This window comes from Bradyrhizobium sp. SZCCHNRI3052 (assembly GCF_032484895.1).
In the GTDB taxonomy this organism is placed as follows: domain Bacteria; phylum Pseudomonadota; class Alphaproteobacteria; order Rhizobiales; family Xanthobacteraceae; genus Bradyrhizobium.
Genome location: NZ_JAUETW010000007.1, coordinates 96446 through 120055 on the forward strand (window position 1 = coordinate 96446; position 23610 = coordinate 120055).

Annotated in this window: 24 protein-coding genes and 1 tRNA gene; 14 read left to right on the plus strand and 11 right to left on the minus strand. The window is 66.4% G+C overall.

Translation table 11 applies throughout. The features are described 5' to 3' along the window. The first annotated feature begins 5 nt into the window (after positions 1–5). The gene (locus QW887_RS19955; protein WP_316194860.1) at positions 6–404 is read left to right on the plus strand and encodes a helix-turn-helix domain-containing protein; all 399 of its coding nucleotides are present in this window, start codon (positions 6–8) and stop codon (positions 402–404) included. 3 nt (positions 405–407) lie between these two features. On the opposite strand, the gene dprA is transcribed toward QW887_RS19955, so the two are convergent. The 5 genes from dprA to QW887_RS19980 all read right to left on the minus strand — a co-directional run bounded on the left by dprA (position 408) and on the right by QW887_RS19980 (position 6042). Then, complete coding sequence (gene dprA, locus QW887_RS19960; protein WP_316194861.1) at positions 408–1526, minus strand: DNA-processing protein DprA; 1119 nt, start codon at positions 1524–1526, stop codon at positions 408–410. Positions 1527–1588: 62 nt separating this feature from the next. Further along, positions 1589–2989 (minus strand): patatin-like phospholipase family protein, encoded by a 1401-nt coding sequence (locus QW887_RS19965; protein ID WP_316194862.1) that lies wholly within the window; start codon positions 2987–2989, stop codon positions 1589–1591. Between the two features lie 147 nt (positions 2990–3136). Next, positions 3137–3733 (minus strand): glycerol-3-phosphate 1-O-acyltransferase PlsY, encoded by a 597-nt coding sequence (gene plsY / locus QW887_RS19970; protein WP_316194863.1) that lies wholly within the window; start codon positions 3731–3733, stop codon positions 3137–3139. A gap of 30 nt (positions 3734–3763) precedes the next feature. Then, positions 3764–5065: a dihydroorotase gene (locus QW887_RS19975; RefSeq protein ID WP_316194864.1), complete on the minus strand. Its 1302-nt coding sequence runs from the start codon at positions 5063–5065 to the stop codon at positions 3764–3766. Between the two features lie 23 nt (positions 5066–5088). After that, the gene (locus tag QW887_RS19980) at positions 5089–6042 is read right to left on the minus strand and encodes an aspartate carbamoyltransferase catalytic subunit (protein WP_315740287.1); all 954 of its coding nucleotides are present in this window, start codon (positions 6040–6042) and stop codon (positions 5089–5091) included. 151 nt (positions 6043–6193) lie between these two features. Between QW887_RS19980 and QW887_RS19985 the strand changes: the two genes are divergently transcribed. From QW887_RS19985 to QW887_RS19995, 3 genes are read left to right on the plus strand one after another with little or no spacing between them, the layout of a single operon-like run. Further along, positions 6194–6919 carry a M15 family metallopeptidase gene (locus tag QW887_RS19985; RefSeq protein ID WP_316194933.1) on the plus strand — a complete coding sequence of 242 codons (726 nt, stop codon included), beginning with the start codon at positions 6194–6196 and terminating at the stop codon, positions 6917–6919. Between the two features lie 22 nt (positions 6920–6941). Further along, the gene (locus QW887_RS19990) at positions 6942–8585 is read left to right on the plus strand and encodes an acyl-CoA dehydrogenase family protein (RefSeq protein ID WP_316194865.1); all 1644 of its coding nucleotides are present in this window, start codon (positions 6942–6944) and stop codon (positions 8583–8585) included. Further along, on the plus strand, positions 8582–9406 hold the full coding sequence (locus tag QW887_RS19995) for a CPBP family intramembrane glutamic endopeptidase (protein WP_316194866.1): 825 nt from the start codon (positions 8582–8584) through the stop codon (positions 9404–9406). Before QW887_RS19990 ends, QW887_RS19995 begins: the two co-directional genes overlap by 4 nt. Positions 9407–9416: 10 nt before the next feature. Here QW887_RS19995 and QW887_RS20000 read toward each other — a convergent pair whose 3' ends face one another. The 3 genes from QW887_RS20000 to QW887_RS20010 all read right to left on the minus strand — a co-directional run bounded on the left by QW887_RS20000 (position 9417) and on the right by QW887_RS20010 (position 11819). Further along, complete coding sequence (locus QW887_RS20000; RefSeq protein WP_316194867.1) at positions 9417–10340, minus strand: AEC family transporter; 924 nt, start codon at positions 10338–10340, stop codon at positions 9417–9419. Positions 10341–10343: 3 nt separating this feature from the next. Beyond that, on the minus strand, positions 10344–10829 hold the full coding sequence (gene ruvX, locus QW887_RS20005) for a Holliday junction resolvase RuvX (RefSeq protein ID WP_316165136.1): 486 nt from the start codon (positions 10827–10829) through the stop codon (positions 10344–10346). Positions 10830–10976: 147 nt separating this feature from the next. After that, positions 10977–11819: an oxidoreductase gene (locus tag QW887_RS20010; protein WP_316194868.1), complete on the minus strand. Its 843-nt coding sequence runs from the start codon at positions 11817–11819 to the stop codon at positions 10977–10979. Between the two features lie 49 nt (positions 11820–11868). Between QW887_RS20010 and QW887_RS20015 the strand changes: the two genes are divergently transcribed. Continuing rightward, positions 11869–12468: a TetR/AcrR family transcriptional regulator gene (locus QW887_RS20015; protein WP_316194869.1), complete on the plus strand. Its 600-nt coding sequence runs from the start codon at positions 11869–11871 to the stop codon at positions 12466–12468. 178 nt (positions 12469–12646) lie between these two features. Here QW887_RS20015 and QW887_RS20020 read toward each other — a convergent pair whose 3' ends face one another. Together QW887_RS20020 and QW887_RS20025 are read right to left on the minus strand one after the other, a co-directional pair. Further along, positions 12647–13594 carry a cyclase family protein gene (locus QW887_RS20020; protein ID WP_315711362.1) on the minus strand — a complete coding sequence of 316 codons (948 nt, stop codon included), beginning with the start codon at positions 13592–13594 and terminating at the stop codon, positions 12647–12649. Positions 13595–13822: 228 nt separating this feature from the next. Then, the gene (locus tag QW887_RS20025; protein ID WP_315827239.1) at positions 13823–14713 is read right to left on the minus strand and encodes a LysR family transcriptional regulator; all 891 of its coding nucleotides are present in this window, start codon (positions 14711–14713) and stop codon (positions 13823–13825) included. A gap of 103 nt (positions 14714–14816) precedes the next feature. On the opposite strand from QW887_RS20025, the gene QW887_RS20030 reads away from it, so the two are divergent. From QW887_RS20030 to QW887_RS20070, 9 genes are all read left to right on the plus strand, one after another. Next, positions 14817–15803, plus strand: coding sequence for a nitronate monooxygenase (locus QW887_RS20030; RefSeq protein WP_315827238.1), 987 nt, complete (start codon positions 14817–14819; stop codon positions 15801–15803). A gap of 9 nt (positions 15804–15812) precedes the next feature. Further along, on the plus strand, positions 15813–16889 hold the full coding sequence (locus tag QW887_RS20035; RefSeq protein ID WP_316171407.1) for a nitronate monooxygenase family protein: 1077 nt from the start codon (positions 15813–15815) through the stop codon (positions 16887–16889). A 107-nt stretch (positions 16890–16996) separates the two neighbouring features. Next, complete coding sequence (gatC, locus tag QW887_RS20040) at positions 16997–17284, plus strand: Asp-tRNA(Asn)/Glu-tRNA(Gln) amidotransferase subunit GatC (RefSeq protein WP_315711367.1); 288 nt, start codon at positions 16997–16999, stop codon at positions 17282–17284. A gap of 64 nt (positions 17285–17348) precedes the next feature. Beyond that, complete coding sequence (locus QW887_RS20045) at positions 17349–17585, plus strand: hypothetical protein (protein ID WP_315711368.1); 237 nt, start codon at positions 17349–17351, stop codon at positions 17583–17585. Next, positions 17582–19057, plus strand: coding sequence for an Asp-tRNA(Asn)/Glu-tRNA(Gln) amidotransferase subunit GatA (gatA, locus tag QW887_RS20050; RefSeq protein WP_316194870.1), 1476 nt, complete (start codon positions 17582–17584; stop codon positions 19055–19057). Before QW887_RS20045 ends, gatA begins: the two co-directional genes overlap by 4 nt. Then, positions 19048–19344, plus strand: coding sequence for a hypothetical protein (locus tag QW887_RS20055; RefSeq protein ID WP_316194871.1), 297 nt, complete (start codon positions 19048–19050; stop codon positions 19342–19344). The genes gatA and QW887_RS20055 overlap by 10 nt, the downstream gene beginning before the upstream one ends. A 5-nt stretch (positions 19345–19349) precedes the next feature. Continuing rightward, positions 19350–20828 carry an Asp-tRNA(Asn)/Glu-tRNA(Gln) amidotransferase subunit GatB gene (gatB, locus tag QW887_RS20060; RefSeq protein ID WP_315827234.1) on the plus strand — a complete coding sequence of 493 codons (1479 nt, stop codon included), beginning with the start codon at positions 19350–19352 and terminating at the stop codon, positions 20826–20828. Between the two features lie 1397 nt (positions 20829–22225). Continuing rightward, on the plus strand, positions 22226–22492 hold the full coding sequence (locus QW887_RS20065; RefSeq protein ID WP_315711373.1) for a hypothetical protein: 267 nt from the start codon (positions 22226–22228) through the stop codon (positions 22490–22492). A 198-nt stretch (positions 22493–22690) separates the two neighbouring features. Then, positions 22691–23044, plus strand: a complete 354-nt coding sequence (locus tag QW887_RS20070; protein ID WP_316194872.1) for a hypothetical protein — start codon at positions 22691–22693, stop codon at positions 23042–23044. 130 nt (positions 23045–23174) lie between these two features. Here the strand turns inward: QW887_RS20070 and QW887_RS20075 are convergent. Beyond that, positions 23175–23268, minus strand: a tRNA-Ser gene (locus tag QW887_RS20075). Positions 23269–23610 lie beyond the last annotated feature (342 nt).

Sequence of the window (23610 nt, forward strand, 5' to 3'; positions counted from 1 at the left end):
CAGCCATGACCCCTGCTGACAGCGATGATCCCGACCTTCCGACGCAGCCAAATCATAATGATTGTCGGGGCGTGGCCTCGATCCTGGCGCGTGTCGGCGACAAATGGAGCGTGTTCGTCATCATGATGCTTCAGGACGGGCCGAAGCGCTTCAATGAGTTGAAGCGGCTCGTCGGCGGCATCTCCCAGCGGATGCTGACCCTGACCCTGCGCGGCCTCGAGCGCGACGGGCTGGTGACGCGGACGGTGTTTCCGACCATCCCGCCGCGGGTGGATTATGAGCTGACCGATCTCGGCCGCGGGCTGTCGCAGCCGGTGCAGGCGCTCGGACAGTGGGCCATCCAGCACCAGGAGCTGATCGAGCAGGCACGCGCGCGCTTCGACGCGCGCAGGGATGCTGACTGAGAGTCAGGTCAGCGACACCATCCCGCCGCCGTGGCGCTCCAGGCGGCCGGCCAGCTCGAGCTCGAGCAGCACCATGCGCAGGACGGCGGGTGACAGGCCGCTGATCCGGATCAGGTCGTCGATCGACACCGGGGTCGGGCCGAGCAGAGCTGTGATCTGCGCGCGGTCGTGGCTTTCGGGATCGGGGGCGAACAACTCCTCCTCTGGCTCGCGCAGCGAAAAGGGCAGCGGCCGCTCCATGATCGGGCCGACGGCCTGGATGATGTCTGCGGCTTCGGTGACGAGCGCGGCGCCCTGCTTGATGAGATCGTTGGTGCCTGCGCAGCGGGGATCGAGCGGCGAGCCCGGGACGGCGAAGACCTCGCGGCCCTGTTCGCCGGCCATGCGCGCCGTGATCAGCGAGCCCGATCGATGCGCGGCCTCGACGACGACGACGCCGAGCGAGGCGCCGGATATCAGCCGGTTGCGGCGGGGAAAGTCGCGGGCGCGGGGCTCGTGTCCGAGCGGCATCTCGGAGATTGCGGCGCCGCTGCCACTGATGATGGCGCCGAGCAGGTCGACGTGCTCCGGCGGATAGATCCGGTCATGGCCGCCGGCGAGCACCGCGACCGTGCCGCTGCCGAGGCTCGCGCGATGCGCAGCCTGATCGATGCCGCGGGCGAGGCCGGAGATGACGATGAAGCCGGCCTGGCCGAGTTCATGGGCGATCTGGCCGGCGAATTTCAGCCCGGCGGCGGAAGCGTTGCGCGAGCCGACGATAGCGATCATCGGGCGCATCAACGTCTCGCGGGCGCCACGCACCGCGAGCAGCGGAGGCGCATCCTCGCAGGTGGCGAGGCGGGGCGGATAGCCGTCCTCGTCCGGCGCCCGCAGTTCGACACCTTGCCGTTTGCAGGCTTCGAGTTCGGCCTCGGCTTCGCCGACCGTGCAGATCCGGCCGGCTCCGGCCGCGCCGCCGCGGCGTGCCAGATCGGGCAGCCGGTCGAGCGCTACGCGCGCGGTGCCGAAATGGTCGAGCAGCGAGCGGAAGGTGCGCGGGCCGACATTGTCGGACCGGATCAGGCGCAGCCGGTCGCGCCGCTCGGTGTCGCTCAGCTCGATCGTCGTGTTGATGGCATCCACGCAAAGCCCCCTTTACCGGGGACTAGAATGGAGCAACCCGAGGACGCAGGGAAGAGGGCGCGCTACGCCGGCGCGACGTCGCGCACATCCTCGGACTCGGACACCGGCGACGATAGCACCGGCTGATCGCTCTGGATGGCTGGCGTGGTGCCGACCGGAGCTTCGCGCAGCCAGCGCTCGGCGGCGTCGCGTCCGCGCTGGTACAGCAGCTCGACGAAGTCGCTGCCGAGATCGGTCGCATCGCGCTGAGCCAGGGCTTCGATCTCGTCCTCGGCCGCAAGCCGATGGACGCGCGGCGGGTGCAGGCCGTCGCTGCGCGCCCATTCGAGCGCCGCGAGTTCGGCGTTCAGGACCGCATTGCCGGCGATCTGGTCGAGGCGGCGATCGATCGCGGCCGAGGTCATCGGGACATGGCCGTCGCGCGCGGGCGTGACCTGAACGACCAGCAGGTCGGCGGCGCTGGACTCATGCGCGATCTGGATCAGCGGCGGATTGGTGACGTAGCCGCCGTCCCAATACGCTTCGCCCTCGATGTCGACAGCGGCGTGCAGTTGCGCGGGACAGGTGGAGGCGAGCAGAGCATCCGGCGTGATGCCGGCATTGCGGAAGATCTGCGGCAGGCCGTCACGAGCCCGGGTTGCCGCAACCAGCAGGCGGGGCGCGGCCGGGCCCTGCACGGCGTCGAAATCGATCGCCTCGCGGAGGATGTCGCGGAGCGGATCGAGATCGAGCGGGTCGGCGCGTCCGCCGCGCAGCCCCGCGCCGAATGACACCGAGCTGCTCGCCGGCGAGTACGCGCCGATCACCAGCAGCGATCGGAACGACGCCTCCTCCATCAGCCGGGTCCAGAACAAAGCGAGCCGGTTGCGGGCTTCGTCGCGGCCGCCCTTGGCGAGCCCGCTCGCGAGCAACGCGGCGTTGACCGCGCCGGCGCCGGCGCCGCTGATGGTGTCGAAATCGCAGCCGGGTTCCTCGAGCAGGCGATCGAGCACGCCCCAGGTGAAGGCCGAGAACGTTCCGCCGCCCTGCAGGGCCAGCGACAGCTTGCGCGGCGGCCATGTCCGGGGCGGCGGCGGCAGCGTGACCGTTGCGATCGTCTCCGCGAGCGTTCGCTCGGGCGTCTCTGCGGCCCTGGTCTCGCTGATCACGGGCGTGCTCGTGGCCGCCATGATCATCTCGGCGACGGCCGGCGCGACATCGGCTCGTTCCGGCGCAGGGCTGGGCTCGGATATTTCGGCGGGGAGCGCGACGTCCGACGTGACCGGCGCGGCAGGCGCGACTGTCTCGGGCGTCTGCGCCGGTTCTGCAGCGGCCGTGATGCCGGTCGACCAGATCTCAGCGGCCGACAGCAGCAGGCTGGCATTCGATCGGGCCGGGGCCGCCTTCTGCTGCGCCGGAGCCTGATCAGTACGGTCATCGTGCGTGGCCGACGAACCGCTGGAATTGGTCTTGCGTAACCACATGCAGGAATCATGACAGGCAATCATGATTCACGCCAGAGTCCCGCGTTAACTTATGAGCTGATGAATCGCCGGTGTTGCTGTGCAGCCGCTGTGAAATCAGGGCGCAACACAGGTTTTCCGTATTTGCTCCGTATTTGTCCGGAGCGACTACTTCTTCGCCCCGATCCTGCTCTCGGTGCCCGACTGCAATCGCTTGATGTTTTCGCGATGCATGTAAATGAGCAACAGTGTGAGCAGGGCGAACAAGGACGCCAGCGCGGTGTGGCCAAATGCCCACAACACGATGGGTGTCAGCACGCTGGCGACGAGTGCCGCGAGCGATGAGTAGCGCAGCGCGAACGCGGTGGCGAGCCACACCAGGCAGAAGAAGATCGCGCCCGGCCAGAACAGACCGATCAAAATACCGATGTAAACGGCGACACCTTTGCCGCCGCGGAACTTCAGCCACACCGGGAACAAGTGACCGAGGAACGCGCCGAGGCCCGCGATCATCGCGGCATTCGGGCCGCCGAGATAGCCGGAGATGATGACCGCCGCCGTACCCTTCAGCGCGTCGCCGAGCAGGGTTGCTGCCGCGAGCCCCTTGCGTCCGGTGCGCAGCACGTTGGTGGCGCCGATATTGCCGGAGCCGATGCTGCGCAGATCCTGCGTGCCGGCCAGCTTGGTCAGGATCAGGCCGAACGGGATCGACCCCAGGAGATAGCCGATGATGAGAGCGACCGGCAGGAAGGCTTCGGAACCCATCACACCACTCCTTCCAAGCTTCGCCTTGCGTCAGACATGTTCGAACACGGTGCGGCCGCCGACGATGGTGCGGACCACGCGGCCGGTGAAGCGGGCTTCGTCGAACGGCGTGTTCTTGCACAGCGATTTGAGGTCGGCCGGATCGAGGATCCAGGGCACGTCCGGATCGATCACGATGATGTCGGCCGGCGCGCCTGCCCGCAAGGTGCCGCCGGGCAGGCCGAGCAGCTCGGCGGGCCGCGTCGACATCGCGCGGATCAGGGTGGTCCAGCTCAGCTCGCCATTGTGCACGAGTCGCAGCGCCGCCGGCAGCATCGTCTCCAGGCCGACGGCGCCGCTGGCGGCTTCCGCGAACGGCAGCCGCTTGACCTCGACGTCCTGCGGCGTGTGGTCCGACATGATGACGTCGATCAGGCCCGAGGCCAGCGCCTCGACCAGCGCGCGGCGGTCGGCCTCGGTGCGCAGCGGCGGCGTCAGCTTCAGGAAGGTGCGGTAGGGGCCGATGTCGTTCTCGTTCAGCGTCACGTGGTTGATCGAGACCGACGCGCTCACGGTGAGGCCGGCTTCGCGCGCGCGCCTGAGAATGTCGAGCGAGTCGATCGAGCTCAGCGCGGCCGCGTGATAGCGGCCCTTGCTGAGCGCCACCAGGCGCATGTCGCGTTCGAGCACGACGGCTTCCGCTGCGGGCGGGATGCCGTAGAGGCCGAGCCGCGAGGCGAACTCGCCTTCGTTCATGACGCCTTCGCCGACGAGATTGGGATCCTCGGTGTGATGCACGATCAGGGCGTCGAAATCCCGCGCATAGGTCAGCGTGCGGCGCATTACCTGCGCGTTCATCACGCTGGTGTGGCCGTTGGAGAAGGCGACGGCGCCGGCGGCGCGCAACAGCCCGATCTCGGTCATCTCCTCGCCGCGCAGGCCCTTGGTCAGCGCCGCCATCGGCTGGATGTTGACGATCGCGGTGTCGCGGGCGCGGCGCAGCACGAAGTCGACGGTCGCCGAATTGTCGATCACCGGCTCGGTGCCGGGCTGGCAGATGATGGTGGTGATGCCGCCGGTGGCGGCGGCCTGGCTGGCGCTGGCGAAGGTCTCGCGATGGCCCAGACCCGGCTCGCCGACGAAGGCGCACATGTCGATCAGGCCGGGGGCCACGATCTTGCCTGCGCAGTTGACGACATCGGTGCCCTCCGGCACGCCCGCGGCGCCGATGCCGCGCTTGAGATCGCGGATCACGCCGTCGGCGATCAGCACGTCGCCGGGGCCGTCGAAGTCGCGGGAGGGATCGATCACGCGCGCATTGGCAAGCAGGATCGGGCGGCGGTCGGTCAGCATGGCGTTTGGTCCCGACTTCTGTATCACGCGTTGGGCAGGTTGCGGGCCAGAGCCTCGAGCACGGCCATGCGCACGGCCACGCCCATTTCGACCTGCTCCCGGATCAGCGATTGCGCGCCGTCGGCGACGATGGATTCGATCTCGACGCCGCGGTTCATCGGTCCCGGATGCATGACCAGCGCGTCCGGCTTGGCGTAGGCGAGCTTCTTCTGGTCGAGCCCGAAATACTGGAAATATTCCGACGAGGACGGCACGAACGAGCCGTTCATGCGCTCGCGCTGCAGCCGCAGCATCATGACGATGTCGGCGCCGTTGAGCCCTTCGCGCATGTCGCGCGCGACCTCGACGCCCATCCGCTCGATGCCCGGCGGCAGCAAAGTGGAGGGCGCGACGATGCGGACGCGGGCGCCCATGGTGTTGAGCAAGAGGATGTTGGAGCGCGCGACGCGCGAATGCAGCACGTCGCCGCAGATCGCGATGACCAGCCCCTCGATGCGACCCTTGTTGCGGCGGATGGTCAGCGCATCGAGCAGCGCCTGGGTCGGATGCTCGTGCGCGCCGTCACCGGCATTGATCACGGAGCCGTCGACCTTGCGCGCCAGCAGCTCCACCGCGCCGGAGGCGTGGTGACGGACGACCAGGATGTCCGGATGCATCGCGTTCAGCGTGACCGCAGTGTCCATCAGGGTCTCGCCCTTGCGCATGGACGAGGACGACACCGACATGTTCATGACGTCGGCGCCGAGCCGCTTGCCAGCGATCTCGAACGACGACTGGGTCCGCGTCGAGGCCTCGAAGAACAGGTTGACCTGGGTGCGGCCGCGCAGCACGGTGCGCTTCTTGTCGACCTGACGATTCAGTTCGACATACTCCTCGGACAGATCGAGGAGGCCGGTGATGTCGTGGGCGGAAAGGCCCTCGATTCCCAGCAAATGCCGGTGCCCGAGGACGAAAGTCGATTTCGGAGAGGTTGCCATTAAAGCCAGAGCTATAGGCGCGGTTTCCATGGGGGGCAAGGCCGAAAGCCGGGGTTCCGAGTTTTCCCCCGTTCCGTCTTCCGAGCCTCTCGGGGGGCTCCAAACCGGGGACTGGCGGGCCATCGCCGGAAGAGGTCCGCTCCGATATGCCCTGATCCTGCTGGCGGCGATCGTGCCGGCCGGTGCGGCCGCGTTGCCGTTCGATTTCGTCTATCTCCGCGACATCGACCCGACGATCCTCCAGGACATCCGTTATGCCGGCAGCAACAATTTCGTCGGCCGCCCTTTGCCGGGCTACGAGGCGGCCGAATGCGTCGTGACGCGTGACGTGGCGCGGCGGCTGCAGGCGGCTCAGGCCGAGCTGCGGCCGCGCGGCCTGTCGCTGAAGATGCTCGACTGCTACCGCCCGGTGCGTGCGGTCGCAGAGATGCTGGCCTGGTCGCAGGACGGCGTCGAGACCGCGGCCGGCCGCCGCTACACTCCGCGCGTTGCCAAGCAGGACCTGTTCCGTCTCGGCTATATCGCCGTGCGTTCGGGCCATTCGACCGGTGCGGCGCTCGATCTCACGCTGGTCGAGCTCGCGGCCGACAATTCCGCGGCGTTCGACCCGGCCAAGGACTACGCGGACTGCACCGCGCCCGCAGCGCTACGCGCGCCCGAGGGCAGCGTCGACATGGGAACCGGCTACGATTGTTCCGACGTGAAGGCTCATACCGCCGCGCAGAACCTGACACCGGAGCAGCGCCGCTGGCGCAACGAACTGGTCGCGGTGATGGCGCGGCAAGGTTTTGTGAACTATGCCAAGGAGTGGTGGCACTTTTCGCTGCCGGGCGCTGGCGCGACGACTTATGTTTTTCCCATTCGGCCGCGCCGATGATCGATCTCTGTAGGGCACGGCCATGACGCAGTCTTCCTTCGCGACCCATGAGGTCTTCAACCAGTCGCCGCCATTCGAGGACGTCAACCTGTTCACGGCCGACCGGCCCTTGATGGATGCCTTGAAGGCCAATGATGGTGCCGGAGCCGAGCAGGAGCTGTCTGCATTCGGTGCGCTCTGGGGCTCAGCTGCGATGGCCGAGCAGGGCCGGCTCGCCAACGAGAACACGCCGAAGCTGCGCAGCTTCGACGCCAAGGGCTTTCGGCGAGACGTCGTCGAATTTCATCCGGCCTACCATGCGATGATGACGCGCTCGGCCGCAGCCGGCCTGCACAATTCGACATGGACGGCAGAAGGCCAGCCCGTCGGCGGCTGCTCGGAGGTGGTGCGCGCCGCGAAGTTCTATATCGCCTCGCAGGTCGAGAGCGGCCATCTCTGCCCGATCACCATGACGCGGGCCTCGGTGGCGGCGCTGGCCGCCCAGCCTGATCTGCTGGCAAGAGTGATGCCGGTCATCGCGACCGATGACTACGATCCGGCGTTTGCGCCGTGGTGGCAAAAGCGCGGCATGACACTCGGCATGGGGATGACCGAGAAGCAGGGCGGGACCGACGTGCGCGCCAACCTGACGCGCGCTGAGCGTACCACCGATGGCTATCGCATCACGGGGCATAAATGGTTCATGTCGGCGCCGATGTGCGACGCCTTCCTGGTGCTGGCGCAGGCCGATGCCGGCCTGACCTGCTTCTTCATGCCGCGCTTCAAGCCGGATGGCTCGGTGAACGCGATCCAGTTCCAGCGCTTGAAGGACAAGCTCGGCAACCGCTCCAATGCCTCGTCGGAGGTGGAGTTCGTCGGCGCCTATGCCGAGCGGGTCGGCGACGAGGGCAGGGGCATCAGCACCATCATCCAGATGGTGCAACTGACGCGGCAGGATTGCGCGATCTCGTCTGCCGGCCTGATGCGCTCGGGGCTCGCGCACGCGCTGCATCATGCGCGCCATCGCAGCGTGTTCCAGAAGCATCTCGCCGACCAGCCGCTGATGCAGGCGGTGCTCGCCGACATGGCTCTCCATGTCGAGGCGACGGTGGCGCTGGTGATGCGGCTGTGTCAGGCGTTCGATCGCGCGCCTCTGTCGCCGCGGGAGGCGAACTACGTGCGGCTGCTGACGCCGGCGATCAAATACTGGGTCTGCAAGAGCGCGCCGCCGTTCCTGTATGAGGCGATGGAATGCCTGGGCGGCAACGGCTATGTCGAGGACGGCATCCTCGCCCGCCATTTCCGGGAGTCGCCGGTCAATGCGATCTGGGAAGGCTCGGGCAACGTCATGTGCCTGGACGTGCTGCGGGCGCTGGCGCGCGAGGCGGAGGCGGCCGCGCACGTCCTGATGCATCTCAAAGCAGAGACCAGCGGGTTGCCCGGCGCGGCGGAGTCGCTCGCCTTCATCGAGACCAGCTTCCGCCGGCCGGATTCCGAGCGCGTCGCGCGCCTCGCAGTCGAGAAGTTGGCGCTGCTCGCAGCCGCCGCCGCGCTCAACCTCGTTATGCCCGCTCATGCGGAGCTTTTCGCCGCCACGCGGCTCGCCAATGTTCACCCGAGCATGTATGGCGCGGTCGATCTCGATCGCTCAGACATCCGTAGCTTGCTGGAGCGCGCGCTGCCTTGACCGACACTCCCGAAGCCGCCGTGATGGATTCGCTCGATCCGGGCAACCCGCCGCAGCAGGTCGTTCCGGCGCATCATCAGCCGCGCACGCTCGGCTTCTGGCGCACCTTGCTGTGGGGCCTCCTCATCATCGTCGTGTTCTTCATCGGCCAGCTGACTCCGATCGTCTATTTCCTGCTGCGCCATGAGGGTCCAATCGACAGCATGGCCGCGTTTCAGTTGGCCATGATCCAGATTGCGAGCCGGTCGCTCACGGTCTCGCTGTCGGCGATCATGGGCGTTCCGGCCATTTTGATCCCGATCTATTTTGCCGTCCGCCACACCCGCATGTCGTTCGTCGACTATCTGGGCCTGCGCTGGACGGGCTGGAAGAATTTCGCCTTTGGCGTTGTCGGGATGGTCGTGATCCTGGGCTGCTGGGAGCTGGCCGCGCAGCTGACGGGACGCGAAGAGAAGTCGGCGAGCTTCATGGTGGACATCATGAAGACCGCCAGAGGCGACGGCGTGGTCTGGCTGATGGTCATCGCCTTCTGCGTCGCCGCACCGGTGTCGGAAGAGTTGATGGCGCGTGGCTTTCTCTACCGCGGCTGGTCGGACTCCTTCCTGCGCGTGCCCGGCGCCATCGTGCTGTCGTCCTTGCTGTGGACCGTCCTGCATCTCCAGTACGACTGGTTCGCCCTCCTCAACGTGTTTTCCCTCGGCGTGTGGTTCGGCTATCTGCGCTCTCGAACCCACTCCACCTATCTGACCATGGTGCTTCACGGCCTCAACAACCTCGCCGCCACGGTGCAGACCATGTGGCTGGCCAGCGGTTCTTCCTGAACGGACGCGTTCAGCTCGCCCAGGCGATCGCGAGCGGCATGGTCAGCGCCGCCAGCACCGTTTGCAGCGAGATGATCTGCGCCAGCAGCGGCGCGTCGCCGCCCATCTGCTTGGCCAGCACATAGGCGCTCGGCGAGGTCGGCACCGCGGCGCAGATCGCGACGACGACGAGGCTCGGGCCGGTGACGCCGAACGATCCGGCGAGCCCGATCGCGAGGAGGGGCATCAAGACCAGCTTGAGCACGACGCCGAGCGCAGCGGCCGGGCCAGCGCGGCGCAAGCCTTCGAAGTGCAGGCCGGCGCCGGTCACCAGCAGGCCGATCGGCAGCGAGGCCTGTCCGAGCGCATCGGCGGCATCGTGCCAGAGCTTTGGCAGCGGCATATGCGCCACGTTCAGTGCGAGCCCGGCGATGCAGGCCCAGATCAGCGGATTGCGCACGATGGTGGCAAGGATCTCACGGATCGAGCGGCGGGTCGGCGAGGCGTAGTGGGCGAGCACGGCGACGCTGAACACGTTGACCATTGGGATGATCGCGATCATCGCCACCGACGCCGCCGCAAGCCCGGACGCGCCGAACAGGCTGCCGGCGACGCTGAGCGCGACGTAGGTCTGCCAGCGGGTTGCCCCTTGGAAGATCGAGGTGAAGGCCGGACCATCGATGCCGGAGCGGGTGAGCAGCGGCCGCAGCGCGAGGCAGAGCGCCGACATCGCCAGCATCGCCAGGAACAAGGCGCCGCCGATGCCGGCGACCGGCACCTTGCCGAGATCGGCCTTCACCAGGCTCTGCATCAGCAGCGCCGGAAACAGCACATAATAAGTCAGCCGCTCGAGCCCGTGCCATTGCGTATCCAGCCGGATCAGGCTGCGCCGCAGGCCGAAGCCGACCACGATCAGCAGGAATACCGGCGCGAGCGCCGCGGCGACGGGGCTCATGGGCTAGCGACCGGACTGGCGCAAGGTCGCAAGCCGATCGAGCGCTCCCTGCAGGATGAAGATCGCCGCATGCGTGTCGATCACCTCGGCGCGCCTGGCGCGGCTGACATCCATGCCGATCAGCTCGCGCTCGACCGCAGCCGTCGACAGCCGCTCGTCCCACAGGCCGATCGGCAGGTCGGTGAGGCCGGCGAGATTGCGCGCGAACGCCCGGGTCGATTGCGCCCGCGGCCCCTCGCTGCCATCCATGTTGATGGGCAGGCCCAGCACCAAGCCGATCACCTTGCGCTCGGTGCAAATCGCCAGCAGTCGCGCCGCGTCGGCCTTGAAGGCCTTGCGCTGGATCGTCTCGACGCCGGTGGCGAGCCGCCGGTCCGGATCGGACACGGCGACGCCGATGGTCTTGGTGCCGAGATCGAGGCCGACGAGCGCGCCGCGCTCGGGCCAGCGGCCAGCGGCCTCGATGAGAGGAAGGATGGGGGCGGGCATGGCAATGCGCTTAACACGCAGGCGCGTGGCGAGCCAGCAGGTGAGGGCGTGCATCGCTTCGCCGCCCCGATGAAGCTCGCGCACGCGAGTCGACCGGCCCAGATGTCGAGCGTTGCAGTCTTTCCCGGATGCGCCGGCTTTGGATCATCAAGCGAAGCTGGTGGAGCGCGAGAGCTTGTTCCAGGCACTCACTTCGGCTTTCATGCCCTCGATCTTCTGCTCGACTAGGGCCAGCGCGTCCTCACCGAGGAACAGCCGCACAGGCGGTTTTTTGGCTTCCACGAGGGCAAGCAATGCCTGTGCGGCCTTCGCGGGATCGCCGGGTTGGTTTCCGCTCTTGGCCAATCGGGCGGCGCGAATCGGATCCATGACGGCGTCGTAGTCGGAAATGCTGCGCGGCGTGCGATCCATGGACCGTCCCGCCCAATCGGTACGAAACTGACCGGGCGCAAGCGCAATGACGCGGATGCCGAAGGGGGCCACTTCCTTGCCGAGCGACTCCGAGATGCCCTCCAGCGCGAACTTGCTGCCGCAATAGAAGCTGATCCCGGGCATGGTGATGAAGCCGCCCATGGAGGTCACATTGACGATATGGCCGCGCCGCCTCGCGCGCATCCCCGGCAACACGGCCTTCATCATCGCGACAGGGCCGAACACGTTGGCGGCGAACTGCCGCTGCAGATCGTCGAGCGAGGACTCCTCCAGCGTGCCCTCGTGACCGTAGCCGGCATTGTTCACCAGGACGTCGATCGCGCCAATCTGCTTCTCGGCCTCTGCCACAGCAGCCGGGATTGCATCGAAATCGGTAACATCGATCACGAGAGGATGAGCCTTGCCCGCTGCAAGCGCGGCAAAAGCCTCGGCATCCCCGACCCTTCGCACGGTCCCGATCACCCGATGGCCGGCGGCCAGCGCGCCCTTTGCGAACGCTCGGCCCAAGCCCGAACTGACGCCAGTGACGAGGAAAATCTTCGATTCGGCAGCCGCCATCGTACAACTCCGCATGACAAGGTTATCTATATCATGATATAGATATTGCATGGCACCTCGCAAGACCGAACATTCATCCATTGGCATGAGAGGCGAGCCGCTTCGTCGGCACGTCCTCGATGCGGCAGAGCGGCTTCTCCGTCAGGGCAGGGCCGATTTCTCGATGCGAGACCTTGCCGCTGAGGCGGGGGTCAGCTTCGCGACGCCATTCAATCAGTTTGGCAACAAGGCTGCGATCATGCAGGCTCTCTCCATACGTCGGATCGACACCATGGAGACGCGGTACACCGCCGCGCCACCATCGAGAGATGCGAAGACGCGCGTGCTATTGGCTATTGATACGGCGGTGGCAGTGATGTTGGAGAATCCAAACGTGAACCGGACCGTGATGGGATGGCTGGGTGCCGCCCAGGCTTCGCCCGGTCAGACGCTTTCCCGATCCACTGCCTTCTGGGCACTGGCCTTGGGAAAGGGAGAGGGACTGACGGCCAGCCGGCAAGAACAAGCGCTGCGCTGCCTTCCAGAGCAACTCGCCTTCAGTTTCCGCGGCGTGTTGTCCTTCTGGACTGCGGGCGAATTGTCGGACGCGGCGCTCGCCCCGCGTGCGCGAGACATGGCGAGTGCCTTGTTGCTCGCCTACCTCCATTAACGTCCGATAGGGGCGGCTTGGTCGACTGACCGACCGATCCCAGGTCTGTGTCGGCCGGCTCGCTCCAGGCGCGCCTGCGGCGGACTCCTTGTCCAAGGCTTGCTTTCGCAGGACGATTCCAGACTCCTCGTGAGGACGCGGCGCTCCCGGGATGCCCTCACGAGGAGATCGGCGGAGCTTAACGGATCGCGATCGGGTTGATCATGCCCTGGACGCCGCCGCGCCAGCGCGGCTGACCCAGCACGAACAGGAACTCGTAGCCCTTGTCCTTGGCGAGGTCGGCCGTGTTCATGTTCTCCAGGATGTAGGTCCCGTTCATGGCGAGCAGGATCTGGTGCACCTCGAACAGGTTCGGCGACTCGAACGGGATCGCCTCCACCGCCCAGTTGTCGGCCCCGACCGCGACCACGCCCTTCGAGGTCAGGTATTTGGCGCCCTCGACGCCGAGACCGGGCTCGCCGGCGCCGTAACGCTTATCGTCCTTGCCGATCAAACCAAGCCAGCCGGTGTGGAAGATCACGATGTCGCCCTGGCGGATCTCGACGCCCTGCTTCTTGGCAGCTTCCTCGATCTCCTTGACGTTGAACGCGGTGCCTTCCTTGACCACGTCGGTGTTGTAATAAGCCGCCATGTCGAGCAGCACGCCGCGCGCCACCAATGGCGGCACCTTCTCGATGCCGAGCTTCTTCAGGCCGGTCGGATCGGCGAAGTCGAGCAGCTTGTTGCCGTTGTAATAGACGTGCTCGATGCCGAGATGGCCGAGCCCGTCGATCTGGCTGCCGACGCCGACCCAGCCTTCGACGATGTCGTCATTGTAGGTCGCCTTGTTCGGGCCGAGGCCGGGAATTCCGGCCTGGCCCGGCTGCACCACTGTGATCTTGAACGAACGCGGCGGATAGGCCGGCGTCTTGGAATCGACGATCATGCCGAGCGGGTAGGTCTTGCCGGTCTTCACCAGCGAGGCGGCTTTGACCACGAGCTCCGGCGTGATGTAGTTGGCCGCGCCGATCTCGTCCTGTGGGCCCCATTTCGATTTCGTCCAATCCGGGGTCTTGTCCTGGGCATTCGCCGTCCCGATCGCACCCATCATGGCAATCGAGCAGCACAACACGAACGCGTTGCGCATCGCATTTCCTCCGACATGTTGACGTTTGTTCTGTTTCGCGCTGGCCAGCGCTGCATCCTAACGTAGTAGAGGATGGCCAGACAAAGCTATTTCGCGCGCGTGCGCTGCACAGCGCCCGAAAGTCGCATCGGTCGAAATGGCTGTTTTTCCCTGCGCGAAAACGTCATTTCGCGCAATGGAATGCGCCGTTCGCTGGCGATGCTCAGCACAATCTTTGAATGAATCGCGTCAGGCTGCGATGTCGTGGTCCCGGCCGGCGAGTCCGGCCATGAAGGCCGAGAGGCCGCTGCTGCGATGCGCCGCGCGGCGGTGGATGAACAGGGTTTCGACGCGTCCATGACTTGGATCGAGCGTGTGCAGGCTGACGCTGCCGATCATCTCGTTTCGCGTCACCACAGCGCGTGGCAGCAGCGCGACGCCCATGCCAGCGGCGACGCAGCCGATCATGCCGTCGAGCGTACCGAGCTCGATGCGCGCGGCCGCGGGCCAGCCGAAATCGTTGAAGACCTGCTCCAGCCGCTGCCGGTAGGTGCAGCCGGCCCTGAACACCAGCGCCGTCGGGCCGGAGGCAGCCGTGGCCGCACGCAAGGCTGACAGGCTTTCAAAGCGCCGGGCCGTCACCAGCACCAGCTCTTCCTCGAAGGCGATGATACCCGAGAGCTCGGGATGTTCGATCGGGCCGGCCACGAAAGCGCCCTCGAGCGTCCCGTCGAGTACGGCGGCCACGAGCTCGGCAGTTGGCGCCGTGCGCAGACCGAGGGCGACAGCCGGGAAGCGCCGATGAAAATCCGCGAGCAGCGTCGGCAGGCGCACGGCGGCGGTCGTCTCCATCGAGCCGATCGTCAGCGGTCCTCTCGGCTCGCCGTCATCGCGCGCGGCGAGCAGCGCTTCGCGCGACAGCGCCGCCATCCGGTCGGCGTAAGGCAGAAGTCGCAGCCCGGCATGGGTCAGGGTCATGCCGCGGCTGTGCCGCTCGAACAGTGCGGTGCCGATCTCGCCTTCCAGCGCCTTGATCCGCTGGGTCACGTTGGACTGCACCGTGTTGAGGGCCTCAGCAGCGCGGGTGATGCCGCCGCTGCGCGCCACGGCTGCAAAGGTTTCGAGGTCGCTCAGTTCCACGCCGATCTCCGTTTTGAATCTGCGATGGCAGAGTTCTCAAGTATTCATTTTGAGAGAATGCTAGCCGCGCCTAAAGTCGCCGTCCAGAGTTGAGGAGACTTTCATGGCACTGCGGACGGCGTTGACGGAGAAGCTCGGCATCAGCCAGCCGATCCTGCTGGCGCCGATGGATCTGATTGCCGATGCGCGCCTCGTGCGCGCGGTCAGCGACGCCGGGGGATTCGGTATTCTCGGTGGCGGCTATGGCAATCGAACCTGGCTCGCGCAAGAGACCGCACGGCTTGAAGGCCTGCCTGCGCCGTTCGGCATCGGCTTCATCACCTGGTCGCTGGCGAAGCAGCCCGATCTGCTCGACGTGGCGCTCGCCGCCAGGCCCGCGGCGATCATGCTGTCATTCGGCGATCCCGCGCGGTTCGCGCCGGCAATCAAGCGGGCCGGTGCGTTGCTGATCTGCCAGGTGCAGGACGAGGCGATGGCAGAGCAGGCGATCGCGGCGGCTGCCGACATCCTGGTTGCACAAGGAACCGAGGCGGGTGGTCATGGCGCCTCGCGGACCACGCTCGATATCGTGCCGGCGATCGTCGACCTCGCCGCGGGGCGAGTGCCGGTGGCGGCGGCCGGCGGTCTTGCCGATGGCCGCGGCCTTGCGGCGATGCTGATGCTGGGGGCGGAGGGCGTGCTGCTCGGCACGCGCTTCTATGCCAGCCGGGAGGCTGCCGGCGCCGACGAGGCCAAGCGGCGGATCTGCGCGGCAAAATCCGGCGAGACCGTGCGCGGCATCATCTTCGACCTGTCGCGCAACAATGTCTGGCCGGCGCCGTTCACCGGCCGCTGCCTGGTCAACGACCATGCGCGCCGCTGGATGGGGCGCGAGGTCGATCTGCTGCAGCAGGTCGAGAACGTGTCGGCGGACTATGTGAAGGCACGGACCGAAGGCAATTTCGACATCGCCGCCGTCATTGCCGGCGAGGCGGTCGGCCTGATCCATGATATCCCGCCGGCCGCCGAGATCGTCGCGCGCATCGTCGATGAGGCCGCGCAGATCCTGCAAGGGCGGCGCAACTCGTCCGCCGTCTTCGCCAAGCAATAGGAGCAGCCCATGTGGCCCGACCGCCGCTTCCTGGATCTCGTCAAGACCGAGCACCCGATCGTGCTCGCGCCGATGGCCGGCGTGATGGATGCCGATCTCGTCATCGCGGTGGCGCAAGGCGGCGGGCTCGGCTCGCTGCCCTGTGCCATGCTCTCCGCAGACAAGGCGCGCGAGCAGGTCAACATCATCCGCCAGCGCGTGTCGGCGCCGATCAACGTGAACTTCTTCTGCCACACGCCGGTCGAGGCCGATGCGGCACGTGAGGCCGCATGGAAGCAGAGGCTCGGCGCCTATTACCAGGAGTATGGCGTGGATCCGGCGGCTCCGGTGACGGCCGCGAACCGCGCTCCGTTCGATGCCGCGATGTGCGCCGTCGTCGAGGAACTGGGGCCGGAGGTCATCAGCTTCCATTTCGGCCTGCCTGAGCCGTCGCTGTTGGCGCGCGTGAAGGCGACAGGCGCGGTCGTGATGGCGTCCGCGACCGTGGTGCGGGAGGCGGTGTGGCTGGAGCGGAACGGCGTCGACGTCATCATCGCGCAAGGTGCGGAGGCGGGCGGTCATCGCGGCATGTTCCTGACCGACAAGCTTGCCGAGCAGGTCGGTACGTTCGCGCTGGTGCCGCAGATCGTGGATGCGGTGAAGCTGCCTGTCATCGCCGCCGGCGGCATCGCCGATGCGCGCGGCATCGCCGCGGCGTTCGCGCTCGGCGCCAGCGGCGTGCAGATCGGCAGCGCGTTTCTGCGCTGCCCCGAGTCCAAGGTCAGCGCGATGGCCCGCGCCGCGCTTGCCGCGGCCGATGACGAATCCACCGTCATCACCAACGTGATGACCGGCCGGCTCGCCCGCGGCGTCGCCAACCGGGTGATGCGCGAGGTCGGGCCGATCTCGCCGGATGCGCCGGCGTTTCCGCATGCCGCCACCGCGCTCGGTCCGCTCAAGGCCGCCGCGGAGAAGCAGGGAAGGGTCGATTTCACCAATCTCTGGGCCGGGCAGGCGCTGCCGCTCGGGCGCGCGCTACCGGCCGCCGAATTGACGCGGACACTGGCCGAACAGGCCCAGGCGCGCTTGCGGCGGATGGCGGGCTGACGCTGCGGGCAGGGCGCTGCCCCAGAAAGTCCGGAGGCTGCCGGTTGCGGCGCGAAAGCGGGCTCTGCTATAGGGCGGGTTCACCTTGTCCCGTGAGGCCCTATATAATGTCGGTCGATGCCGCCACCGTCCGCCGGATCGCGCAATTGGCGCGGATCGCTGTCACTGACGCCGAGGTCCCGCATCTGCAGGGCGAGCTCAATGCGATGCTTAACTTCGTCGAGCAACTGTCGGAGGTCAATGTCGAGGGCGTCGAGCCGATGACCTCGGTGACACCGATGGCGATGAAGAAGCGCCAGGACGTCGTCACTGACGGCGAGATCGCCGACGACATCGTCAAGAACGCGCCCATGACCGAGAACAACTTCTTTCTCGTGCCGAAGGTCGTGGAATAGCCAGGGCAGGTCCGCGCTTATCGCGCGTGATCCGCTCCTTCAAACCGACAAGCGAGCCAACGCCATGTGCCTGCTCTGCGACGATGAAGCGGCCTACAAGGCCTATATGGACTATCTCGACGCCATGGAGCGGCAGGGCAAGGCCGCCGATCCGGACAAGACCGTCAACGAGATCCTCGACCAGCTCGAAGCGGCCGCCAATACCAAGAAAGCCTCCCCTGCGAAGAACAAGTTCTTCGCGGACGACGCGGCCGACGACAAGACGCTTTCCCCTTTCTTCTGCAGCCCGATCAACAAATGACCGATTTGACGTCCCTGACGCTCGCCGAGGCCCGCAAGGGTCTCGCGAGCAAGACCTTCACGTCGCTGGAACTCACCGACGCCCATCTCAAGGCGATCGAGGAGGCGCGGGCGCTCAATGCCTTCGTGATGGAGACGCCGGACCAGGCGCGCGCGATGGCGCGCGACGCCGACGCCAAGATCAATAGAGGCGAGGGTGGGCCGCTGGCCGGCATTCCGCTCGGGATCAAGGACCTGTTCGCGACCAAGGACGTCCGCACCACGGCCTGTTCGAAGATCCTCGGTAATTTCGTGCCGACCTACGAGTCGACAGTGACCTCGCAGCTCTGGCGCGATGGCGCGGTGATGCTCGGCAAGCTCAACAATGACGAGTTCGCGATGGGCTCGTCGAACGAGACCTCGTACTTCGGCCCGGTCGGCAACCCCTGGCGCCGCGAGGGCTCCAACACCACGCTGGTGCCGGGCGGCTCGTCCGGCGGCTCGGCGTCGGCGGTGGCCGCGCTGCTCTGCATGGGCGCGACCGCAACCGATACCGGCGGCTCGATCCGCCAGCCGGCCGCGTTCACCGCCACCGTCGGCATCAAGCCGACCTATGGCCGCTGCTCGCGCTGGGGCATCGTCGCCTTCGCTTCCTCGCTCGACCAGGCCGGGCCGATCGCGCGCTCGACCCGCGATGCGGCCATCCTGCTGCGCTCGATGGCCGGCCACGACCCGAAGGACACGACCTCGGTCGACATCCCCGTGCCGGACTACGAGGCTGCGATCGGGAAGTCCGTGAAGGGCATGAAGATCGGCATTCCCAAGGAGTATCGGCTCGACGGCATGCCGGCCGAAATCGAGAAGCTCTGGAGTGAGGGTCGCAAGTGGCTGGAAGCCGCCGGCGCAGAAACCGTCGAGGTGTCGCTGCCGCACACCAAATACGCTCTGCCGGCCTATTACATCGTGGCGCCGGCGGAGGCGTCCTCCAACCTCGCCCGCTACGACGGCGTCCGCTACGGCCTGCGCGTGCCCGGTAAGTCCATTGGCGAGCTCTACGAGAACACCCGCGCGGAAGGGTTTGGTGCCGAGGTGCGCCGCCGCGTCATGATCGGCACCTATGTGCTGTCGGCCGGCTATTACGACGCCTATTACATCCGGGCGCAGAAGGTCCGCACCCTCATCAAGAAGGACTTCGAGGACTGCTTTGCGAGGGGCGTGAACGCGATCCTGACGCCGGCGACGCCGTCGGCCGCGTTCGGCATCGGCGAGAAGGGCGGCGCTGACCCGGTCGAGATGTATCTCAACGACATCTTCACGGTGACGGTGAACATGGCGGGCCTGCCGGGCATCGCGGTGCCGGCCGGCAAGGACGGACAGGGGCTGCCGCTCGGGCTGCAACTTATCGGCCGTCCGTTCGACGAGGAGACGCTGTTCTCGCTCGGCGAGGTCATCGAGCAGGCGGCGGGACGCTTCACGCCGGTCCGGTGGTGGTAAGCGTCGCCGAGTTCAAGACGAGTCTCGCGGGCGACGCGCCCGCGGCCGGCCTGACGCCGGTGCTCACCGGCTTGTGGTGGCTGGCGAAGGGCGACTGGGACCGGGCGCACAAGATCATCCAGGACGAGACCGGCCGCGACGCGGCCTGGGTGCACGCGCATCTGCATCGCGTCGAAGGCGATCTCGGCAATGCCGCCTACTGGTATCGGCAGGCCGGGCAGCCCGTCGCCAAGGATGCATTGGATATCGAATTTGAGCGGATCGTCTCCGCGCTGATGGGGAGTTGAGGGCCATGACGGCAACCAGCGGCAAGCTGATGAAGGGCGCCACCGGCGACTGGGAGGTCGTGATCGGCATGGAGATCCACGCCCAGGTCACCTCGAAGTCGAAGCTGTTCTCGGGCGCCTCGACCGCGTTCGGCGGCGATCCCAACAGCCACGTCTCGCTGGTCGACGTGGCGATGCCGGGCATGCTGCCGGTCATCAACGAGGAGTGCGTGCGCCAGGCCGTGCGCACCGGGCTTGGTCTGAACGCCAAGATCAACCTGCGCTCGGTGTTCGACCGCAAGAACTATTTCTATCCCGACCTGCCGCAGGGCTACCAGATCAGCCAGTACAAGGACCCGATCGTGGGCGAGGGCGAGGTCACGGTCGAGCTCGACGGCGGCAAGACCGCCACGATCGGCATCGAGCGCCTGCACATCGAGCAGGATCCCGGGAAGATGCTGCACGACCAGTCGCCCTCGCTGTCCTATATCGACTTCAACCGCTGCGGCGTGGCGCTGATGGAGATCGTCTCCAAGCCTGATATCCGCGACGCCGAGCAGGCCAAGGCCTATGTGACCAAGCTGCGCTCGATCATGCGCTATCTCGGCACCTGCGACGGCGACATGGAGAAGGGAAGCCTGCGCGCCGACGTCAACGTCTCCGTGCGCAAGCCGGGCGGCCCGCTCGGCACCCGCTGCGAGATCAAGAACATCAACTCGATCAATTTCATCGGCCAGGCGGTCGAGGCCGAGGCGCGGCGCCAGATCGAGATCATCGAGGACGGCGGCGTGATCGAGCAGGAAACCCGCCGCTTCGATCCCGACAAGGGCGAGACGCGCTCGATGCGCTCCAAGGAGGAGGCGCACGATTACCGTTACTTCCCGGATCCGGACCTGCTGCCGCTCGAATTCAGCCAGGCCTTCGTCGACGAGCTGAAGGCTGCGCTGCCGGAGCTGCCGGACCAGAAGAAGGCGCGCTTCATCGCGGATTTCGGCCTGTCGCCCTATGACGCCTCCGTGCTGGTGGCCGAGCGCGAGAGCGCTGCGTTCTACGAGGCCGTCCTGGAGGCGCTGTCCGAGCGGGCACGCGATGGCAAGCTCGCCGCCAACTGGGTGATCAACGAGCTGTTCGGCCGGCTCAACAAGGAGGGCCGCGACATCGCGTCCTCGCCGGTGTCGGCTTCCCAGCTCGCGGCGATCGTCGCGCTGATCGGCGAAGGCACCATCTCCGGCAAGATCGCCAAGGATCTGTTCGAGATCGTCTGGAGCGAGGGCGGCGACCCCCGCGAGCTGGTCGAGAGCCGCGGCATGAAGCAGGTCACCGACCTTGGTGCCATCGAGAAGGTGGTCGACGAGATCATCGCCGCCAATCCGGACAAGGTCGCGCAGGCGAAGGCCAAGCCGCAGCTCGCCGGCTGGTTCGTCGGTCAGGTGATGAAGTCGTCGGGTGGCAAGGCCAACCCGCAGGCGGTCAACGATCTCCTGAAGAGCAAGCTCGGCATCTGAACGACGATCGCCCGTCTTCGTTCCAGCGGCGCGCACATGGTGCGCGCCGTTTGTCTTGGCGTCGCGGTCCGGCGAATCGCCGCACGCGATTCGCAAAAAAGCCACCATTGCCGAGCGTTCGAACGCACACGAGGGCGTGTGCAATGAAAATTTTTTCATTGCCAAAATTTACGACTCAGAGTCCGCGCGTTGCTCTCACCATGCGAGTCTGCACGCCGACACGCCGGCGTCGTCGCGTGCGCCGTGCCGTTCAGCCGTTCAGAAAAATACTTGCAGCACAGGCTTTTTGCGCAATCTCGATTAGTTGCGATCGCGGCCTTGCGCAGGGAGACGTTTGTATTTTCTCGATCGATCGACGCGCTGCTTCGCGCGTTTCGTCAGCCGCACACGCGCGCGCCTGTCAACACTTCCTTAAGCCGGAAGCTGTTTTTTTTCACTCGTTGGTGTATCGATGAGGAGTGCAGCTCGATTCCCGAGTGCACGCATCGACTAAGCCATCTCACATCGGAGGGCAACATGGCCAAGAAAGCGAAGAAGGCGAAGAAGGCAGTGAAGAAGGTCGCGAAGACCGCGGCGAAGAAGACTGCCAAGAAGACCAAGAAGGTCGCCAAGAAGAAGTAACTCTCGCAGTCCTCTGCGAGATGAGTCCGGCAACTGATGCCGGCACGTCGTTGGAACGCAGGTCGGCATAGCTCCTCGAGAGCCGGGCGGATCTCCTGAAGCTCCAACAGACGATAGAGGGTGTCGGCGAGACATCAGGTCAACGGTCGGATCGAACTCGAGAGCGGCTTCGCTCGCGGTACGGTCCGGCAGAAGAAACAGGATTTCTTCGTTCGGTGCAGATCGCGTTTCCGGTCTGCAATCTCACGAGCGGCTATCAGCCAGAGTGGGATCTGATCCTGACGTGTTCGCCGACGCCCTCGATCCTTGAGCACTGCGCCTTTGGCGACTGTGTGCCTCCAACCTTCCCATAGACGAACGGCATCATCATCGGCAGCTCGGCGCAGCCGTGCTCGTACCGCGCTGCGCAATCCCGCGCACGTGCTGTCGAGACGTGTCCAGTCCCGGTGCGGCTGTTGACCAACGGCGTGGTGCGCTCCGCGCCAGCGCGGTGAGGCGCTTTCGCGGATGGTTATGAGTTTGCCAAACAGAACGGTAAACCGCTCTTTGCCGAGTTGAAGAATCCATTTCGAATCAATGCATTGAAGCCGGCCCGGGAAAATGCGGGGCTCCGCGTTCAGGGCTCGTTCAGCACGATGTTTAAACTGCCTTTCAAACTTGATCGGTCATCCTTCGCGCATAAGCCGCGAGACGGCATGGGGATAACCAGGCGTTGAACAGTTGGACGGGGGCGTGCTCGGGTGACCGGCCGCCTCCTCGAGCGAAGGAGAGCGACGATGTTTCAGGGACAACTCAATTTTGATGACGTGACCACCGCGGAGCAGGGCGCCAGCGGCGATGTGCTGTTCGAGCTCGGCATGCTCTATGCGAGCGGTCGCGACGGCATGGTCGATCTGATCGCCGCGCACAAATGGTTCAATCTCGCCGCCCTCAGGGGGCGCGTCGACGCCGTGGCAATGCGCCGCGAGGTCGCCGAGCAGATGTCGGATGCCGAGATCGCGACCGCGCAGCGCGAGGCGCGCGCCTGGATGACCGCGCACTGAGCGAGCTAAGCCGCGGCTTGGCGGATCTCGCTTTCGGCGCGAGCATGCCGCACGCGCCAGTGTTGCCGGCCGCGAACCGGGGTGCTGGGGTGGCCACCCGCGCCCGATCGTTCATTCTCGTCGGAAGCGGGCCTCGTCGCGCGCCGATAAATCTCCTATCTGTCGTTCGGTGTGACGCAGGCAAGCGGGATTGACGGCATGGGCCAGGCACGGCGACAGGCGCGGCGGCAAGAGCTGATCGACTGCCATGACTGCGGCAGCGGTGTCTCCTTCAGCGCAGTGGCGTGCCCGCATTGTGGATCGACCGAGCCGGCCGGGCCTGCGGTGCAGAGCCGGCGCGAGTTGAAGCGTCTGCGGGTCGAGGCTCATAATGACCGCCGCCTCGTCGTGGTGACCGCCCTCTGTGCGGGTCTCGGCGCCATCTATGGTGCCGTGACGGGAGCAGGAGGCGCAGCGTCATGGTGGGCTGCGCTCGGCTATGGGTTCGTCGGCACCATCATCGGCGTGCCCGCCGCCTTCGTGATCAACATCAGCCGTGGCTTGTTCGATTGAACCGCGCGTGATTGAGCGGCAACCGTGATCACGACGGCCACGGTCCGTTGCGATCCGGCAGGTGCGTGAACGGCTCGGCGTTGAGGCGGATGATCAGGGGGAGGGGCTGTTGGCCGCGCCCACGGGCGGCTGGCGGAGACGGAGGGATTCGAACCCTCGATAGGGCTTTACAACCCTATAACGGTTTAGCAAACCGCCGCCTTCAGCCACTCGGCCACGTCTCCGGCGAGGGTCGGTATGCCCGACGCCGCGCTGAGCCGCAAGCGGCAGATTGCATGCGGTTTCGAAATCCTCACAGGGCCGCGGCTTCGCTGGACTGGTGTGGACGGTGCTCTTCACCTTCGGCCATCGATGCGAGCTGAGCCTGCCGTTGATCGGCCGCGGCACGGCGTGGAAGTCGACGGGCGGCGCCGGCCCTCTCGATGGTCCCTGACACGGAGGACCCCTAATATAGAGGGTCGTCTGCAAAGGCGGCCGGTGGCAGGGGCGCAGACGGCATCGTCCTCCAACCCGATTCTCGTTCAGCGCGTGGCTGGATTCGTGGCCCAGACGCCTGACTTGGGGCG

Excerpts from the sequence above, each read along its gene's own strand:
- plsY (WP_316194863.1), bottom strand. The coding sequence starts at position 3,733 with ATGGGTTCCGAAGCCTTCCTGCCGGTCGCTCTCATCATCGGCTATCTC.
- ruvX (WP_316165136.1), bottom strand. The coding sequence starts at position 10,829 with ATGCCCGCCCCCATCCTTCCTCTCATCGAGGCCGCTGGCCGCTGGCCC.
- QW887_RS20020 (WP_315711362.1), bottom strand. The coding sequence starts at position 13,594 with ATGCGCAACGCGTTCGTGTTGTGCTGCTCGATTGCCATGATGGGTGCG.
- QW887_RS20015 (WP_316194869.1), top strand. The coding sequence starts at position 11,869 with ATGGCACCTCGCAAGACCGAACATTCATCCATTGGCATGAGAGGCGAG.
- gatC (WP_315711367.1), top strand. The coding sequence starts at position 16,997 with ATGTCGGTCGATGCCGCCACCGTCCGCCGGATCGCGCAATTGGCGCGG.
- QW887_RS19990 (WP_316194865.1), top strand. The coding sequence starts at position 6,942 with ATGACGCAGTCTTCCTTCGCGACCCATGAGGTCTTCAACCAGTCGCCG.
- QW887_RS20070 (WP_316194872.1), top strand. The coding sequence starts at position 22,691 with ATGGGCCAGGCACGGCGACAGGCGCGGCGGCAAGAGCTGATCGACTGC.
- gatA (WP_316194870.1), top strand. The coding sequence starts at position 17,582 with ATGACCGATTTGACGTCCCTGACGCTCGCCGAGGCCCGCAAGGGTCTC.
- QW887_RS20000 (WP_316194867.1), bottom strand. The coding sequence starts at position 10,340 with ATGAGCCCCGTCGCCGCGGCGCTCGCGCCGGTATTCCTGCTGATCGTG.
- QW887_RS19965 (WP_316194862.1), bottom strand. The coding sequence starts at position 2,989 with ATGTGGTTACGCAAGACCAATTCCAGCGGTTCGTCGGCCACGCACGAT.
- gatB (WP_315827234.1), top strand. The coding sequence starts at position 19,350 with ATGACGGCAACCAGCGGCAAGCTGATGAAGGGCGCCACCGGCGACTGG.
- QW887_RS19975 (WP_316194864.1), bottom strand. The coding sequence starts at position 5,065 with ATGCTGACCGACCGCCGCCCGATCCTGCTTGCCAATGCGCGCGTGATC.
- QW887_RS20045 (WP_315711368.1), top strand. The coding sequence starts at position 17,349 with ATGTGCCTGCTCTGCGACGATGAAGCGGCCTACAAGGCCTATATGGAC.
- QW887_RS19955 (WP_316194860.1), top strand. The coding sequence starts at position 6 with ATGACCCCTGCTGACAGCGATGATCCCGACCTTCCGACGCAGCCAAAT.
- QW887_RS20010 (WP_316194868.1), bottom strand. The coding sequence starts at position 11,819 with ATGGCGGCTGCCGAATCGAAGATTTTCCTCGTCACTGGCGTCAGTTCG.
- QW887_RS20030 (WP_315827238.1), top strand. The coding sequence starts at position 14,817 with ATGGCACTGCGGACGGCGTTGACGGAGAAGCTCGGCATCAGCCAGCCG.
- QW887_RS20065 (WP_315711373.1), top strand. The coding sequence starts at position 22,226 with ATGTTTCAGGGACAACTCAATTTTGATGACGTGACCACCGCGGAGCAG.
- QW887_RS20035 (WP_316171407.1), top strand. The coding sequence starts at position 15,813 with ATGTGGCCCGACCGCCGCTTCCTGGATCTCGTCAAGACCGAGCACCCG.
- QW887_RS19980 (WP_315740287.1), bottom strand. The coding sequence starts at position 6,042 with ATGGCAACCTCTCCGAAATCGACTTTCGTCCTCGGGCACCGGCATTTG.